Annotated in this window: 11 protein-coding genes, 1 tRNA gene and 1 pseudogene; 10 read left to right on the top strand and 3 right to left on the bottom strand. The window is 62.6% G+C overall.

Features of this window, described 5'->3' with window-relative positions:
* Positions 1 to 585: 585 nt before the first annotated feature.
* Positions 586 to 661: transfer RNA gene (locus ABD654_RS01865), tRNA-Ser, on the top strand.
* Here the strand turns inward: ABD654_RS01865 and ABD654_RS01870 are convergent.
* Together ABD654_RS01870 and ABD654_RS01875 are read right to left on the bottom strand one after the other, a co-directional pair.
* Positions 637 to 1,134 (bottom strand): annotated as a pseudogene (locus ABD654_RS01870) (beta-keto acid cleavage family enzyme); the annotation flags it as partial. The gene ABD654_RS01865 and the pseudogene ABD654_RS01870 sit on opposite strands and share 25 nt — an antisense overlap.
* Positions 1,135 to 1,227: 93 nt before the next feature.
* The gene (locus ABD654_RS01875) at positions 1,228 to 2,607 is read right to left on the bottom strand and encodes an NAD-dependent succinate-semialdehyde dehydrogenase (protein ID WP_344701708.1); all 1,380 of its coding nucleotides are present in this window, start codon (positions 2,605 to 2,607) and stop codon (positions 1,228 to 1,230) included.
* Between the two features lie 314 nt (positions 2,608 to 2,921).
* Here ABD654_RS01875 and ABD654_RS01880 point away from each other — a divergent pair, with 314 nt between their 5' ends.
* A complete protein-coding gene (locus tag ABD654_RS01880) occupies positions 2,922 to 4,469 on the top strand; it encodes a BCCT family transporter (protein WP_344701710.1) in 1,548 nt (515 codons plus the stop codon).
* 45 nt (positions 4,470 to 4,514) lie between these two features.
* On the opposite strand, the gene ABD654_RS01885 is transcribed toward ABD654_RS01880, so the two are convergent.
* The gene (locus tag ABD654_RS01885; protein WP_344701712.1) at positions 4,515 to 4,823 is read right to left on the bottom strand and encodes a monooxygenase; all 309 of its coding nucleotides are present in this window, start codon (positions 4,821 to 4,823) and stop codon (positions 4,515 to 4,517) included.
* 251 nt (positions 4,824 to 5,074) lie between these two features.
* On the opposite strand from ABD654_RS01885, the gene ABD654_RS01890 reads away from it, so the two are divergent.
* From ABD654_RS01890 to ABD654_RS01925, 8 genes are all read left to right on the top strand, one after another.
* On the top strand, positions 5,075 to 5,728 hold the full coding sequence (locus ABD654_RS01890) for a transglycosylase SLT domain-containing protein (RefSeq protein ID WP_344701714.1): 654 nt from the start codon (positions 5,075 to 5,077) through the stop codon (positions 5,726 to 5,728).
* Between the two features lie 361 nt (positions 5,729 to 6,089).
* Positions 6,090 to 7,763 carry a c-type cytochrome gene (locus tag ABD654_RS01895; RefSeq protein ID WP_344701716.1) on the top strand — a complete coding sequence of 558 codons (1,674 nt, stop codon included), beginning with the start codon at positions 6,090 to 6,092 and terminating at the stop codon, positions 7,761 to 7,763.
* Positions 7,760 to 8,413, top strand: a complete 654-nt coding sequence (locus ABD654_RS01900; RefSeq protein WP_344701718.1) for a TorD/DmsD family molecular chaperone — start codon at positions 7,760 to 7,762, stop codon at positions 8,411 to 8,413. The genes ABD654_RS01895 and ABD654_RS01900 overlap by 4 nt, the downstream gene beginning before the upstream one ends.
* Positions 8,410 to 10,896, top strand: coding sequence for a trimethylamine-N-oxide reductase TorA (gene torA / locus ABD654_RS01905; RefSeq protein ID WP_344701720.1), 2,487 nt, complete (start codon positions 8,410 to 8,412; stop codon positions 10,894 to 10,896). Before ABD654_RS01900 ends, torA begins: the two co-directional genes overlap by 4 nt.
* Before the next feature lie 256 nt (positions 10,897 to 11,152).
* Complete coding sequence (locus ABD654_RS01910; protein ID WP_344701722.1) at positions 11,153 to 13,189, top strand: TonB-dependent receptor domain-containing protein; 2,037 nt, start codon at positions 11,153 to 11,155, stop codon at positions 13,187 to 13,189.
* Positions 13,190 to 13,327: 138 nt separating this feature from the next.
* The gene (locus ABD654_RS01915) at positions 13,328 to 14,695 is read left to right on the top strand and encodes a GntP family permease (RefSeq protein WP_344701725.1); all 1,368 of its coding nucleotides are present in this window, start codon (positions 13,328 to 13,330) and stop codon (positions 14,693 to 14,695) included.
* Between the two features lie 108 nt (positions 14,696 to 14,803).
* Positions 14,804 to 15,775, top strand: a complete 972-nt coding sequence (locus tag ABD654_RS01920) for a glycine betaine ABC transporter substrate-binding protein (protein WP_344701727.1) — start codon at positions 14,804 to 14,806, stop codon at positions 15,773 to 15,775.
* 61 nt (positions 15,776 to 15,836) lie between these two features.
* Positions 15,837 to 16,547: an SIMPL domain-containing protein gene (locus ABD654_RS01925; protein WP_344701729.1), complete on the top strand. Its 711-nt coding sequence runs from the start codon at positions 15,837 to 15,839 to the stop codon at positions 16,545 to 16,547.
* Positions 16,548 to 16,692: the final 145 nt, after the last annotated feature.

Consider the following 16,692-nt stretch of genomic DNA (forward strand, 5'->3'; position numbering starts at 1 on the left):
CAATACACCGGGGAGTCCGCAGACGAACGGTATGGTAGAGCGGTTTAACGGCCGCATCAGCGACGTGCTGATTATCACCCTGTCAGCCGGCCATATACCTATGGCCAGTTACTTGCGCACGGTGGCAGCAGCGGCCGATAGCTATCAAGCTGGGCTTGCAGACTGTCCATGCTTCGTCTATTTTCACCCGCCGGCATAGCTGGTGGCTTCTTGTGACGTTCCGATTAAGCACCTCGACTGTGTACGAAAGCTAGCCCGCAGACTGCGAGCTGGCCATTCAAAAACAGATATCAATCTGCCGGGCGACAGGCCGAAGCGCAACGAATGGCTACCGCTGGAATCACGTCACCATTTTTTTTGGTGCGACGATATCGCTTCCCTCAAAAAACAGCTTGGCCAAGGGTCAAAAGTGTCCGGAAATCGGACACGCCCAAATCACATTATGTGCCACGCTGTGTCCAGCCGTATGGCGAAGGGTGGCGTTAATCGGTGCTGCATACGGTTCTTAAAAAAGGTAGTTTTTACAAAAATTTATTATAAGCAGTTGATAAATGGATGTTTTCAGGTTTTCAGAAACTACCTCGGAACAAAATAGAGCTCAGTAAAATTGGGAAAGACCGGCCTCCGAAGCCGAGGGTCGCAGGTTCGAATCCTGCTCTTGACGCCGGCAGCCTGCACCAGGCGGGCATGCTCGCGCAGCCAGTCGGCGGTGTTGATGTAGACCATGTCGGCAAAGTTGAGGCTGCCGCAGTCCAGGGTGCAGAGTTCCGGCAGCAGCTCGCCCACCGGCTCGTGGCGCTGGGCCGGGGTCTGGATGTCGGTGCCGGGGCCGCCGCGGGTGGGGTCGTTGGGATCCGGGGTCCAGTCGCCGCCGCCGCCGGCGGTGATGTTCATGACAATGTCGGTATCCGCCTCGCGGACCCGCTCCATCACCTCGCGGAAGTGGTCGGTGGAGTGGCTGATACCGCCGGTTTCCGGGTCGCGGACGTGGATGTGCGCCACGCTGGCACCGGCGCGAGCGGCCTCGATGCAGCTGTCGGCGATCTGTTGGGGCGTTACCGGTACGTTGGGATTCTTACCGGTGGTGTCGCCGGCGCCGGTAACGGCGCAGGTGAGGATGACATTGCGGTTCATGGGGACCTCTTGGCAAAACGTTGATGCCAGTGTCCCCTGTCCAGGTTATAACAAAAGTGCAAAAAGCGACGTTAATTTGTCGAAAAGCGTCGCTTATTGGTCCGCAATCATCACGGATTTGACGTTGACGAACTCTTTCATGCCGAAACCGCCGTGCTCACGGCCGTAGCCGCTGTCTTTAACACCGCCGAAGGGCAGCTGCGGCTGGGCGATGTTGTAGCCGTTGACGTTGACCATGCCGGTATCGAACAGGTTGCGCGCGATGTCGACGGCGCGCTTTTCGTCTCTGGAGAAAATGCCGCCGCCCAGGCCGTAGCGGGAATCGTTGGCCACGCGGATGGCCTCGGCTTCGTCTTTCACGCGAATCAGGGAGGCCACCGGACCGAACAGCTCTTCGTCATAGGCGGGCATGCCGGGTTTCACGTCTTCCAGCACGGTGCTGGGGTAGAAATAACCCGGGCCGTCGGGAATCTCGCCGCCAAATACGCAGGTCGCCCCGGCGTCCACGGAGCGCTTGACCAGGTCGTGCAGGGTGTCGCGCAGGTCTTCCCGGGCAATCGGGCCGAGCTGGGTATTTGCGTCGGTGGGGTCGCCGTATTCGATCTGGCGCATCTTCTCGACGAACTTGTCACGGAACTGCTGATAGACCGAATCCACCACGATAAAGCGCTTGGCCGCCACGCAGGTCTGGCCGTTGTTGTAGATGCGCCCCTGTGCGCAGATTTCCGCTGCCTGGTCGATGTCGGCGTCGTCCAGCACCAAAAAGGCGTCGTTGCTGCCCAGCTCCAGCACGGATTTTTTCAGGCACTCGCCGGCCTTGGCGGCCACGGCGCTGCCGGCGCGCGGGCTGCCGGTCAGCGTGACGCCGCGCACGTATTCGTGCTCGATGAGCGGGTTGACCTGATCCGCGTCGATCAGCAGGTTGCGAAACACGTTGTCCGGTAGGCCAGCCGCGCAAAAGAGCTTTTCAATCGCCACCGCCGAGCCCCAGACGTTGGGGGCGTGCTTGAGCAGCACGGTGTTGCCCGCCATGATGTTGGCGATGCTGTAGCGTATGACCTGATAAAACGGGAAGTTCCAGGGCTGAATGCCCAAAATCACGCCCGTGGGCTGGTAGCTGACCAGGGCTCGGCCGCCTTGCAGCTCGCGCTCTTCATCCGCCAGCTCTTTCCCTGCGTTATCGGCGCTGTATTCGCAGATGGCCGCGCACAGTTCGATCTCGCCGCCGCCCTGGGCAATCGGCTTGCCCATTTCCCGGGTCATCAGAGCGACGTACTCCTCCTTGTTGGCCCGCAGCCGCCGGGCGATTTCGCGCAGGATGTGGCCGCGCTCTTCAAGGCTGGTTTTGCGCCATTCAAGGAAGGCCTGGTGTGAGTCACGAACCGCTTGCAGCGCCTGTTCGTCGCTGAGCATTTCATAGGTGGCGATGGGCTCGCCGGTGGCCGGGTTGATGGTTTGATGTGTCTTTGCCATGTCGTCCTCCCTTGTGGATGGTCGAGCGCGTAGCGGCGACGCAAACGATGCATCGGCGGCGCGCCGGGCTACCCCCAACGTCTGCCCTTTCAAGCGCTATTTCAAGCCGCCCCCCCAAATCTTGCCGCCGTGTTTCACCGGCCTGATGTATTCTGCCGGTCTGATATATTCTGTTGGTCTGATATATTCTGTTGGTCTGATATATTCTGTTGGTCTGATATAGTATTCGGACGCCGGCGCCATGCTCTGTGCCCTGTGCTTTTTGAAACAGGCGATTGGCGCGCAACACGCTCGCTTTACGGAAGCCCGATACCATGCCATCGCTCAAGAAAATGAGCCTGTTTATCACCTCCGCCACCGTTATTGCCCTGCTGCTGCTGTGGGTAGGCTGGCAGGGTGACGTGGCAGCGGCGCTGTTCTCCCGCCTGCAGGACACCATGGCAAGCTCTACCGGCTGGCTGCTCATCCTCATCATGAACGCGGTGCTGCTGTTTTCCCTGTATCTGCTGTTTACGCCGCTGGCTCGGATTCGCCTGGGCGGGCCTGACGCACGCCCCGAGTTCAGCCGCCTTGACTGGTTTGGCATGCTGTTTGCTGCCGGCATGGGCATCGGGCTTTTGTTCTACAGCGTGTCCGAGCCGCTGCAGCACTACGCTTCATTTGGCCCGTACCTGGATAGCGATGCCGCAACCGCCCAGGTGTCTATGGAGATGACGTTTTTGCACTGGGGGCTGCACCCTTGGGGCATCTACGCGCTGGTCGGGCTGACGCTGGCGTTTTTTCACTATAACACCGGTCACAGGCTCAGCTTTGAGGCGCCGCTGCGTGAGCTTTTGCCCCCCGCCTGGGCGCGCCGGGTGGGCTGGGTGGCCAATATGGCCGCGGTGATCGGTACGATTTTTGGCATCACCACCTCTCTCGGGCTCGGTGCCAGCCAGGCCAGCGCCGGCATCGCTGAGCTCACCGGGCTGGACGCCAGCCTGGGGCTCAACCTTGGCGTGATCGGCGTGGTGTGCGCACTTGCCATGGTCAGCGTGCTCAGCGGGCTGGGTAACGGGGTTCGTCTACTCAGCAAGCTCAACTTGATCATCGCGGCAGGCCTGATGCTGTTTGTACTGTTTGCCGGCCAGCCGCTTTTCATTTTCAAGGCGCTGGGTGAGCATCTGGGCACCTATATAAACGACCTGCCTAAGCTGTCTACGTGGAATGAAACCTACACCGGCACCCAATGGCAGTCGCAGTGGACGATTTTCTACTGGAGCTGGTGGATTTCCTGGTCGCCGTTTGTGGGCATGTTCATCGCTCAGGTATCCCGGGGCCGGACCATTCGCGAGTACCTGCTTGGCGTACTGTTTGTCCCGACGCTGTTCAACTTTCTGTGGATGACGGTGTTTGGCAGCAACGCGCTGTTTTTGGAGCTTTTCGAAAATGCCGGCTTTGCCGAGATCGTCACCGTTGCCCCCAACGAGAGCCTTTATCGCCTGCTCGACTATCTCCCGTTCAGCACCTTTACCACGGGCGTGGCCGTGCTGGTGGTGCTGATATTTTTCGTCACCTCGGCCGACTCCGGCGCGCTGGTGGTCTCAACGCTTACCTCAAACGGTAACGCCCCCAGCTGGCGGCAGCGCTTCTTTTGGGTCGCGGCGGTGGGGCTGGTGACCGCCTTTCTACTGCGCGCCGGCGGGCTGGATGCGCTTCAGTCGGCGGCCATTGCCAGCGGGCTGCCGTTTGGTCTGCTGCTGCTGACGTTCATCCCGGCGCTGCGTATTGCCCTGCGCCGCCCCTATGTGCGCCCCGATGACCACGCTACGCCACCGCGCGATGCAGCGGCGAACAAGCCGGTAGACGACCCCCGCAACTGATGCAGCGGGCCCACCCGGCCTGCTTTCCAGCCGGGTGATCGCCGCCTACCGGCCGAGCGGCCCACCGTTGATGCGTGACAAAGGCTCGTTGACCTCAAAGATCTGCGCTTCGATACCGGCAATGCCCATCTCGCCAAGGCGCGCGCTGTGCTTTGCAAGGTAGGCCTCGGCACTGGCCGTATCATCGAAAAGATACACCCCGCCGGCCTGGCAGCGCTCAGGAGACTGCGTCCAGAGTTTCCAGCGCAGGCCGGGCTCTTCGTTGATGCTGGCGGCGAGTTCGGCCATCATCTCGTGCATGGCCTCGCCAAAGGGGCCGTTAAAGGGAAAGTACACGTGCAGCATGGCAGGCATGGTCAGCTCCGATTCGGTAACGTGTGTTCATTACAAATCGCCTCTAAAGGCGTCCGATTAAAAATCCGCCGTCAAAGACGATGAGCGCGTAGCGCGGCGGGCAGGGAGTGTCAGCGTTTTCAACGCCCGTCTTGAGTGCTTTGGTCTATTATAAGCATCCTAACCTATTATAAGCACTCTGGTCTGTTTGCAGGCCTTTGAACATACCCGGCCTGCAAGCGAGTGCGCTGCAAAAAAGGAGCTTTACGACCATGCAATCCCGCTGCCGTCCGGCATCGCTTTTAAAGACGGTCAGCGTGCCGGCGCTGGCCGCCCTGCTGACCGGCTGTGCCATGCTGGCGCCGGCGCCGCCGCCCAACCAGCAAAATATCTGCGAGATCTTTCGCGAACAGCCCGACTGGTACGACTACGCCCGAGACGCGCAGGCGAAATGGGGCACACCTATCGCCACGCAGATGGCATTTATCCAGCGCGAGTCCAGCTTTCGCAGCCATGTAAAACCGCCGCGAAGGCGGCTGCTGGGCTTTATTCCCTGGACGCGCCCCTCGTCGGCCTACGGCTACGCGCAGGCTCAGGACCCGGTCTGGGGAGAATACAAAGACGACGCCGGGCGCCTTTTTGCACGCCGCACCCACATGAAGCACGCCACCGACTTCATCGGTTGGTACAACGCCCGCACGCACCGCATGACAGGGCTCTCCCTTCATAACCCCGAGCATCTGTATCTGGCCTATCACGAAGGACAGGGCGGCTATCAGCGCGGCTCCTATCGGCGCAAGCCGGCGGTCCGTCAAGCGGCCCGTCAGGTATCGCGCAGCGCCTCACGCTATCAGCGTCAGCTGGCGGCCTGCGAGGCAGAGTTTCGGTGCGACGGCCTGCTGGAGTTCTGGCCTTTCTGCCGATAGCGGCTCATGCACACCGCGCGGGCCGCTCTCAGCTAACATAAAAGAAACTGATAATAAAACATATATAAAAAGCATCTTTTACTTTTCGGATTGTTTTACTGAATACGTATAGTAAAACGGCACCGTTGACGCGCATCAACCAAAGTGCAGTTTATGGGGCATCGCACCTGCCGCCAGCATCGTAATTTATTAAGATACTATTATATACTGTTTCATAAATACGTAAAAACTCGTACCGTCTATTAAGAAAATACAACAATAGCCGATTTTTCAAGTTCGATTATTCGAGCTGTGTATTGCGTAAAGACGCGTATTGCGTAAGCGACGCGCAACCGTCTTGCGCCAACCAAGGGAGCATGCCATGCCAAGCAAAGGCAAAAAAATTTCCGTGACGGTGGTGGCACTTGCCGCCGTCGGCGTCGCCGGATTCCTCGTCCTCACCTCCCCCTGGATGTGGTCGGCGACACACGACATTCCCGATATTGAAAGCGCCAAGGGCGAGGCCGATCTCGACAACGGCCGGCGCATTTTCGTCGCCTCCGACTGCGCCACCTGCCACGCCACCACCGGCCAAGAGAGCGACGAACAGCTGGGCGGCGGCATGGTGCTGGATACCGCCTTCGGCAAGTTTCACATGCCCAACATTTCGCCCGATCCGGAGCACGGCATCGGCGGCTGGAGCCTGGCCGAGTTTGACCGCGCACTGCGCGAAGGCGTCGGCCCCGGCGGCCCCTGGCCCGACGGCAAAAACCTGTATCCGGCGTTTCCCTACACGTCCTATGTGCGCATGGCGCCGGAAGACGTACGTGACCTCTACGCCTACATGATGGCGCTTCCGGAAAGCGACAAGGTCGTGCCCGACCACGAGCTCAAGTTCCCCTACAACCTGCGCCGGGGCATCGGTGTCTGGCGGCTTGCCTTTCTTAACGACAAAAGCACCCAAGAGATCGGCGTAAGCACGGACAGCCTGCCGGAAGGGGTGGACCACGAGCAGTTCGAGAAGGGCCGCTACCTGGTGGAAAGCGCCGGCCACTGCGTTGAATGCCACTCGCCGCGCACCTTCATGGGTAACGTACCCGGCGACATGCGCTACGCCGGCGGCGAAAACCCCGAAGGCACCGGCTACTTCCCCAACATCACCCCGGACGAAACCGGCATCGGCTTTTGGTCGGCCGCCTCCATTGCCAACTACCTGCATACCGGCATTAGCCCCATCGGCCGCAAGGCCGGCGGCGACATGGCAGAAGTGATCGAAAACACCTCCCAGCTCCCCTGGGAAGACGTGCAGGCCATGGCCGTTTACCTGAACCACCTGCCGGCCATTGATAATCCGGCGCCGGGCATGCCTGAACCCAACCGCACCGAAGAAGTGGTGATGCTCGATAACGTGGTGGACAACCGCCCGCCGCTGCCCACCAGCAAGCCGCAGAAAATCGACGTGGGCGAGCGCATCTACGTTGCCGGCACCAAGTCGCTGTACCTTTCTGCAGACGCCTCCCGCGGTGAAAACGAAGACGGCAAGCTTCTTGGCGGCGCCTCGCTTGAAGTGTTGGATCGCAAAGACGACAGGCTCAAGTTCGAGATCACAGGCTGGCAGCCGGCCAACTCCCCCATGGTGATCTATCAGGAAAAAGGCCAGCGGGTCATCATGGCCGCCCTTGGCGACGACGCCATTGAGGCCACCCAGCGCGGCGAAACCGAAACCGATCCTGACACCGATCAGCTATGGCGCCCGGTGACGCTGCAGGCCTGGTCTGACGTCGGCGACGTGAACGTTGACCTCGATGCGCTCTGGAGCTACAGCAAAAACGCCTACCAGACCAGCTGCTCGTCCTGCCATACGCTGCCGGCGAAGGAGCACTACACGGCCAACCAGTGGGTCGGTACGCTCAAGTCCATGGAGCGCTTCACCACCTTCAGCGACGACGAATACCGCCTGATCCTTGCCTACCTGCAAAACCACTCAAGCGATCTGTCGCCCGACCAAACCGGCAAGCCGGTGCCCAAGCACGCCAGCGAAGGAGTGCCGCAATGAGCCGCGAAGCCGACATCGCCACGCTGATGGCCGCGGCAGACTGGCTTGGCGGGGCCTTTGCCGCCCCGCCCGACGCAGAATGGGTTGAAGCCAACGCCGCCCCGGCCGGGCGCGATGCGCGGGCGCAAATCGGTGAGCGGCTGCGCGCCCAAGAAACGGCCCGGGCCATTGACCGGGCCCTTACCCGGGAAGCCCCCGCAGCGCTTGCCGTCACGCTGCAGCGTCGCTATACGGCGCTGTTCGAGGGCATCTTTCCGCCCAGCGCCGTGCTGCCCTACGAAAGCGCCTGGCAGCCGGGCACCGATGGCACGGTGCTCGGCGGCACGCCGGTGGCCGAGATGGAAGCCACCCTGCGCGCCCTTGACCGGCACGTCAGCGGCGCGTACCGCGAGCCGGCGGACCACCTGTCCGTTGAACTTGCCGCCCTTGCCATGGCCCTGGGCGAGAGCCAGACCGCCCTCGCCCGGGCCATGACCCGCCGGCTTCAGGGCTGGGTGCCGGCCTTTTGCGCGGCGCTGTCCCGCCAGGACGCCGACGGCTTTTACGCCGCCGCCGGCGATTTAGTGCTTGCCCTGATCGGTGAGTCTGCCGCTGCGCTTGAGGGAGAAGAAGCGATAGCGACCGAACGAATTGAAGGAGAGTCCGCATGAGTACCAAGTTTTCCGACGCTTCCGTCAGCGCCTTCTCCCGGCGCCGTTTTCTCCAGGGCTCTGCCGCCACCGCGGCACTGGGCTCTCTGCCGTTTTCGATGTCGCTGCTAAGCCGCGGCGCCTGGGCCCAAAGCGGCCGGCAGGCCATTCTTTCGGGCAGCCACTGGGGGGCTTTCAAGGGCATCGTCGAAGACGGCCGCGCCATCGAATTCAAGCCCTGGGCCAAAGACCCCCACCCCACCCCGATGCTGGCAGGCGTGCGCGATTCGATCTATTCCGCCTCGCGCATCCGCTACCCGATGGTGCGCCGCGCCTGGCTGGAGCAGGGACCGGGGGCCGACCCGGACAGCCGCGGCGACGGCGACTTCGTCCGCGTTACCTGGGAAGAAGCGGTTGACCTGGTCGCCAGGGAAATTACCCGGGTGCGCGACACCTACGGCCAGCAGGCGGTGTACGGCGGCTCCTACGGCTGGAAAAGCCCCGGCAAGCTGCACAACTGCAAAACGCTTTTGCGGCGCATGTTGAACCTGACCGGCGGCTTTACTTCAAGCATCGGTGACTACTCCACCGGGGCGGCCCAGGTGATTTTGCCCTACGTCAGCGGCTCCATCGAAGTCTACGAGCAGTGCACCACCTATCCGGTGCTCGCCGAGCATACCGAGCTGATGGTGTACTGGGGCTGCGATCCGCGCAACAACTCCCAGATCTCCTGGCAGATCGCCGACCACGGGGCCTTCGAGGGCATGGAGGCGCTCAAGAAAGCCGGCGTCAAGGCTATTTCCATCGACCCGCTGATGACCCAGACCTGCGAGTACCTGGACGGCGAATGGATCGCCCCCAAGCCGCAGACAGACGTGCCGCTGATGCTGGGCATTGCCCATACGCTGTACAGCGAAGACCTCCACGATCAGGCCTTTCTCGACCGCTATACCAGCGGCTTTGACAAGTTCCTCCCCTACCTGACCGGCGAGACCGACGGCCAGCCCAAGGATGCCGACTGGGCGGCGGAGATCTGCGGCCTTGAGGCGGACACCATTCGCGATCTGGCCCGGCGCTTTGCCGGCCACCGCACGATGCTGGCGCTGGGCTATTCCATGCAGCGCCAGCACCACGGCGAGCAGTCCACCTGGATGCTGGTCACCCTGGCCTGCATGCTCGGCCAGATCGGCCTGCCCGGCGGCGGCTACGGCCTTAGCTATCACTATTCGTCCGGCGGCGCACCGACTCACGAAAGCCCGATTCTCAAGGCCATCGGCGATGCCGCCGGCGGCGGTGACGGCGGCTCTGTCGACGAGTCCGGCAGCGATATCATGATCCCGGTGGCGCGTTTCGTCGAAACCCTGCTCAACCCCGGCGAGACCATGCAGTTCAACGGCAGCGAGATTGAGCTTCCGCTGGTCAAGCTGGCCTACTGGGCAGGCGGCAACCCCTTTGCCCACCACCAGGACCGCAACGAGATGCTCCGCGCCTGGCGGGAGCTGGACACCTTTATCGTGCACGACTTCCAGTGGACCGCCACCGCGCGGCACGCGGATATCGTTTTGCCCACCACCACCTCCTACGAGCGCAACGACATCGAGCAGCTCGGCGACTACGCCCTGAGCCATGTCGTGGCGATGAAAAAGATCGTCGAGCCGCAGTTCGAGGCGCGCAACGACTTCGACATTTTCGCCGCCATTGCCGACAAGATGGGCAAGGGCTACGAGTTTACCGAAGGCCGCACCGAGATGGACTGGATTCGCGGATTCTACGAAGGCGCCAAGATCGAGGCCCGCGCCAAGGGCATGGAAATGCCGGTCTTTGACGTGTTCTGGGACTCCAACGAGCCGCTGGCTTTCCCGTTAAAGGACGAACAGAAATACTTCGTCAGGCACGAAGCCTTCCGCGAAGACCCGATCCTCAACGCCCTGGGCACCGCCACCGGCAAGTTCGAGATCTACTCCCGCGCCGTCGCCGAGTACGGCTACGACGACTGCCCGCCGCATCCGACCTGGCTTGAGCCCATCGAGCGGCTTGACGGCCCCACCACCCGCTACCCGCTGAGCATTGCCAGCAACCACCCCCGCGGGCGTTTGCACTCGCAAATCTGCGGCACCTCCTTCCGCGAGACCTACGCGGTGCAGGGGCGCGAGCCCTGCTGGCTCAACCCTCGGGATGCCAGCGCGCGCGACATCAAGGATGGCGACGTTGTGCGCGTGTTCAACGATCGCGGGCAGCTGCTCGCCGGCGCGGTGGTCACCGAAGACATCATGCCCGGCGTCATCCGCGTGCAGGAAGGCGGCTGGTTCGACCCGGTCACTCCCCGCAATATCGGCAGCCTGTGCAGCTACGGCGACGTCAACGTGCTGACGCCGGGCATTGCCACCTCCAAGCTGGCCCAGGCCAACTGCGGGCAGACCGGGGTCGCCGACGTTGAGAAATTTACCGGTGACCTGCCCGAGGTCACGGTATTTTCCCAGCCGGCACCGCGCAACGCCGGCTGACGCGAACCGGCACAGCGCGTAACGCCGTTCCTCTAACCGGGCCGCCAACGCGGCCCGGTTTTTTGTGCTCGACGTTTACGACACACGTTTGCGGCACACGTTTGCGGCGAACGCTGGGCAACGATTCCACGCCGTCGCGGCGGCGCTGTAGCACGAAAAATTCCCGTATGGATGCGATAGTTATTGCAAATAAAAAGTATTCCCATTAGCTTATAGCGCGTTGCTAATTCACACACCGCATCCGTCAGGGAACCTCATGTCATTTCTTCCGCCCCGGCAGGCCTTACGTCCCCACTCCCGGTTTTCCCAGCGCGGGCTGGCGCTGGCCATGGCCGGACTCGCCAGCGCCGCTGTCCAGGCCCAAGACACCGCCAAGCTTGACGATGTGGTGGTCACCGCAACCGGCCACCAGCAGCAGACCAAAAATGCGCCGGCCTCAATCAGCGTGATCGATCGCCAAACCCTTGAAGACAAGGCCTACCGCGACGTCACCGACGCGCTGAAAAACGTGCCCGGCGTCATCGTCACCGGCGGCGGCTCCTCAAAGGACATCAGCCTGCGCGGCATGGGCGCCAAATACACGCTGATGCTGGTGGACGGCAAGCGCCAGGGCTCCCGCGAGACGCGCCCCGGCAGCGACGGCCCGGGCATCGAGCAGGGCTGGCTGCCGCCGCTTTCCGCCATCGAGCGAATCGAGGTCATCCGCGGGCCGATGTCATCGCTTTACGGCTCTGACGCGCTGGGCGGGGTGATCAACATCATCACCCGCAGCGTCGAACGGGAATGGGGCGGCAGCGTCACCGTCGACACCACCATTCAGGAAGACGCCGACTCCGGCGACCGCCAGCAGAGCCGCTTTTACGTGGGTGGGCCGCTCACAGAAGACGTGCTCGGGCTCAAGGTCTACGGGCAGTACACACAGCGCGACGAAGACCGCATCGTCAACGGCTACAGCGACCAGCGCCTGGCCAACGCCACGGCCGAGCTGAGCTGGAACGTCTCCGAGGATCACGATCTGTCCCTGGAAGCCGGCTATAGCGAGCAGGAGCGCACCACCAATCCCGGCAAGTCCATCGCCGAAGAAGGCCGGCGCGGCCCCAACACCCGCTCCACGGATGAATACGACCGCCGCCACTATACGCTCAGCCACCAAGGCAGCTGGGATATCGGCACCTCAGACAGCTACGTGCAGCACGAGAAGGTCCGCAACCCCAGCGCCCGGGGCGGCATCGACTACGAAAACACCGTGTTCAACACCCAGACGGTGCTGCCTTTGGGCATGCACATGCTAACGCTTGGCGGCCAGTACGGGGCGCAAAAGCTCACCAGCCAGGGCAACACCCTGGCAGACGGCGAAGGGCAGATCGACCGCTGGCAGTGGGCGCTGTTCGTTGAAGACGAGTGGATGCTCACCGAAGACTTCGCCCTTACCGGCGGCGCGCGCCTGAACAAGGATGAAAACTACGGCACCCACTGGACGCCGCGGCTTTACGGCGTGTGGAACACAACACCGCAGTGGACAATAAAAGGCGGAGTGACCAGCGGCTATCGCGCCCCGGACCTGCGCTACACCGCGCCGAGCTGGGGCCAGGCCACCGGCGGGCCCGGCGGCAACGCCCTGCTCATCGGCAACCCGGATCTGGAGCCGGAAAAAAGCCTGAACAAAGAGCTGGGGGTGCGCTGGGACAGTGACGGCGGCGTTCAGGCAGGGCTCACCGTCTTTCACAACAAGTTCAAAGACAAAATCGCCGAGGACCCGGTGTGCTACAGCGGCGCCTACCGCGGCGACGACGTAGCACCGGAGTGCATCGTGGCAGGCGACGACCACGAATACGCCTATATCGATACCCGCAAGAACATCGACAAGGCCGTGACCCAGGGCATTGAAGCCACGCTGACCCTGCCGCTGGCCGAGACCTACTCGCTTACCGCCAGCTACACCTATACCGACTCCGAGCAGAAAAGCGGCGATGACAAGGGCGCATCGCTCAACAACCTGCCCGAGCACATGGCCAATGCCACCCTGGACTGGGCGCCGCAAGGCCCGCTTTCCGCCTGGACCCGGGTCAACTTCCGCGGCCGCTCCAGCGGCGCGCCGCAGTTTCACGGCAGCAGCGGCCGGGAAATCCCCTCCTACACCTTCGTTGACGTGGGCACCACCTATCAGCTCACGCCCAGCGCCAAGCTGTTTGGCGGCGTGTACAACGCCCTGGACAAAAACGTGAACTACGCCGACTTCGAAAAGGTCCTCGACGGCCGCCGCTACAATCTAGGCCTTACCGTGGCGTTTTAAGCGCCGGGTGCCCGCGCCAAAGTGCGGGCACAAAACGCGGCCGCCTCTTTACTTTTTCCTGGCGGATGCGTATTAAAGCATCCGGCGACGCGGCGACTCCGCCGCCCAACAGAAAAACGCAACCTGCCGGGGATCACCATGGGTCTGATCGTGACATTACTGCTGGTGGTGGGATGTATCATCCTGGCCACCAGCAAGTTCAAGCTGCATCCGTTTCTTGCTCTGCTGGGCGCGGCGTTTATCACCGCATTTGCCTACGGGCTGCCGATCGACTCGATAGTCGAGACCGTCACCGCCGGCTTTGGCGGCATTCTGGGCTACATCGGTCTGGTCATCGTGCTGGGTACCATTATCGGAGTGATCCTGGAAAAAAGCGGCGCGGCGATCACCATGGCCGACGTCATGATCGCCAAACTCGGCGATCGCTTCCCTACGCTGACCATGTCGGTGATCGGCTACATCGTCTCCGTTCCGGTGTTTTGCGATTCCGGCTTTATTATCCTCAATTCACTGAAGGAGTCGCTGGCCAAAAAGCTCGACACCTCGCCCATCGCCATGAGCGTGGCGCTGGCCACCGGGCTTTACGCCACTCACACCTTTATTCCGCCCACGCCGGGGCCCATTGCCGCTGCGGGCAACCTGGGGCTTGAATCCAACCTGGGGCTGGTGATTGCCGCCGGCATTCCCGTGGCTGCGGTAGCCGCCCTTGCCGGCATGTTCTGGGCGCGGCGCTTCGTCAATACCCAGCCGGACGTGGACGATACCCTGACGGAAGTTGATGCCCGCCACCAGCACCAGGACTGGGAAGCGCTCAAGGCCAGCTACGGTCGCCTGCCCCGGCCGCTGGCGGCGTTCGCGCCGATCATCGTGCCCATCGCGCTGATCTGCATCGGCACCGTGGCCCGGCTGCCCGCCGCGCCCTTCGGCGAAGGCAGCGTCATGGCCGTGCTCAGCCTGCTGGGCCAGCCGCTGGTCGCCCTGCTCATCGGTCTTTTGCTGTCCACAACGCTGCTGAAAAGCGACAGCAAGATCAGCGAGTTCAGCGAGCGCATCAGCGAAGGCATCGTCTCTGCCGCGCCCATTCTGCTGATTACCGGGGCCGGCGGGGCGTTCGGCGCGGTGCTCAGCGCCTCGCCGCTGGGCGACTATCTGGGCAGCACGCTTTCCGCCCTGGGCATCGGCATTTTCATGCCGTTTCTCGTCGCCGCCGGGCTGAAGTCCGCTCAGGGATCGTCCACCGTAGCCCTGGTGACCACTTCAGCGCTGGTCGCGCCGATGCTTGACGCGCTGGGCCTGGGCAGCGACATGGGCCGCACGCTGACGGTGATGGCCATCGGCGCCGGGGCGATGACCGTTTCCCACGCCAACGACAGCTTTTTCTGGGTGGTTTCGCGCTTTAGCCGCATGAGCGTGGGGCTTGCCTACCGCGCCCAGACCCTGGCGACGCTGGTACAGGGCGTCACCGCCATTGTGCTGGTCTACCTGCTGTCGCTTTTGCTGCTGTAGCCGCTTTTTGCCCTCCGTGCGCTTGGGCGGGTAAGCTTTGGCTCTGACCTTTTCTTCGTCAACGTTCGGTGCATGGACGTTTCATTCGCGGATTTTCAAGGAGCCATCATGTATTCCCACCAACGCTTTGTTCCGCCCGCCCTGGGCGCCGCCGTGCTCATCGGCGCGCTTGCCGCCGGCGCTGCCGCCGCAGCCGAAGAGCCCGCCGAGGTGCGCTTTGCCGTGCCTTCCTGGCCCGGGGTCACCGTCAAAAGCGAGCTTGCCGGCCAGCTGCTGGAAGCGCTGGGCTACGCGCCCCAGCAGCAGGAGCTGGGCTCCACCATTGCCTACGAAGCGCTGAACCAGGGCGATGTGGACGTCTACCTCGCCGCTTGGCTGCCCGGCCAGAGCGCCTCCTACGATACCGCCATGAAAGAGGGCGTGATCAACGATCTGGGCAACAACGTCGACGGCGCACGGCTGGGCTTTGCCGTGCCCACCTACGTCTATGATGCCGGCGTGACTTCGGGTGAGGACCTCAAGGATCCTGAGCTGCGCGAAAAATTTGGCGATACGATTTATGCCATCGAAGTAGGCTCGGGCATCAGTGAGATTCTTGACGATAACAGGGACAAGGACACCTACGATCTGACCCGGTGGAACGTATCCGAAACCTCCACTCCGGGCATGCTGAGCACGGTCAAGTCCGCACTACAGCGCGAAGAGTGGGTCGTCTTCACCGCCTGGACGCCGCACTGGATGAACATCGAATACGACGTGCGCTACCTTGACGACCCTGAAAACTTCTGGGGCGACGAAAGCGGCCGCAGCAACGTGCGCACCCTGGTCACCCAGACCTTTGCCGAGCAGCAGCCCAACGCCACCCGGCTTCTCAACCAGCTGCGCTTCAGCGCCGACGACCAGAGCGCGATGATCTACGGCTACAGCTTTGACGAAAAGCCCGCCGACGACGTCGCTCGCCAGTGGCTGCAAAACCACCCCGCGCAGGTCAAGACCTTTGTCGACGGCGTAACTACCCGCAGCGGCGAGCAGCAAGCCTGGCCCGCCGTGCAGGACGCGCTGGAGATTCCCGACGCCTGATCGGCCCCCCGCACGTCACTGGCTAATCCAGCATCCATCCAGCCCAACACAGAGGGTCGCTATGCGTATCGTTCCCGCGCTGATTTTAGGCGCCGCCGGCATTATCGCCGCTACCTTCATCGGCAGCGGCCTGACCGATCTGGGCACCGGCGACCGCTACGTGACGGTAAAAGGCCTGGCCGAGCGCGACGTCACCGCCGACACCGCCCTTTGGCCGCTGCGCTTTGTGGCAACCGGCGACACCCTGGAAAACGCTCAGGCCAACGCCCGGGAGAGCCAGCGCGCCGTCATGGCCTTTCTGGACCGCCAGCAGATCGACACCGACGCAGTAGAGCTGCAAAAACTCAGCGTCAACGATACCAGCGCCGACCCCTACCAGAGCAGCGACGGCGGGCCGACCTTCATCATCAACCAGACCCTCACCGTGCGCAGCCAGAATATCGATCGCGTGCGCCGGGCCGCACAGGCCATCGGCGAGCTGGTGGATGCCGGCGTGGTGCTGTCGTCCGACTACGGCGACAGCGGCCCTAGCTATCTGTTCAGCCGGCTCAACGACATCAAACCGGAAATGATCGCCAACGCCACCGCCGCCGCCCGGCAGTCCGCCGAGCAGTTTGCCGAAGACGCCAACGCCGAGGTGGGCAAGCTTCGCCGTGCCAACCAGGGCGTGTTCCAGATCCGCGCCCGGGACCACGCCGCCGGCGTCAGCCAGACCCAGCAGGCGGAAAAGACCGTCCGCGTGGTCACCACGGTGGACTATTACCTGAAATAAGCGGTGGCGCCCAGGCGCCGGACACGCCTGATGGAACGGGTTACCAAATAGCGCGTAAAGCATCGCCCCATGCGGGCGGTGATAAAAGCGCGCACCGCAACGCGGTGCCGGGGTTGAAGGTTCCATCACCACCTGATATTTATAC

It is taken from the genome of Halomonas cibimaris (genome assembly GCF_039537045.1).
Lineage (GTDB): Bacteria > Pseudomonadota > Gammaproteobacteria > Pseudomonadales > Halomonadaceae > Vreelandella > Vreelandella cibimaris.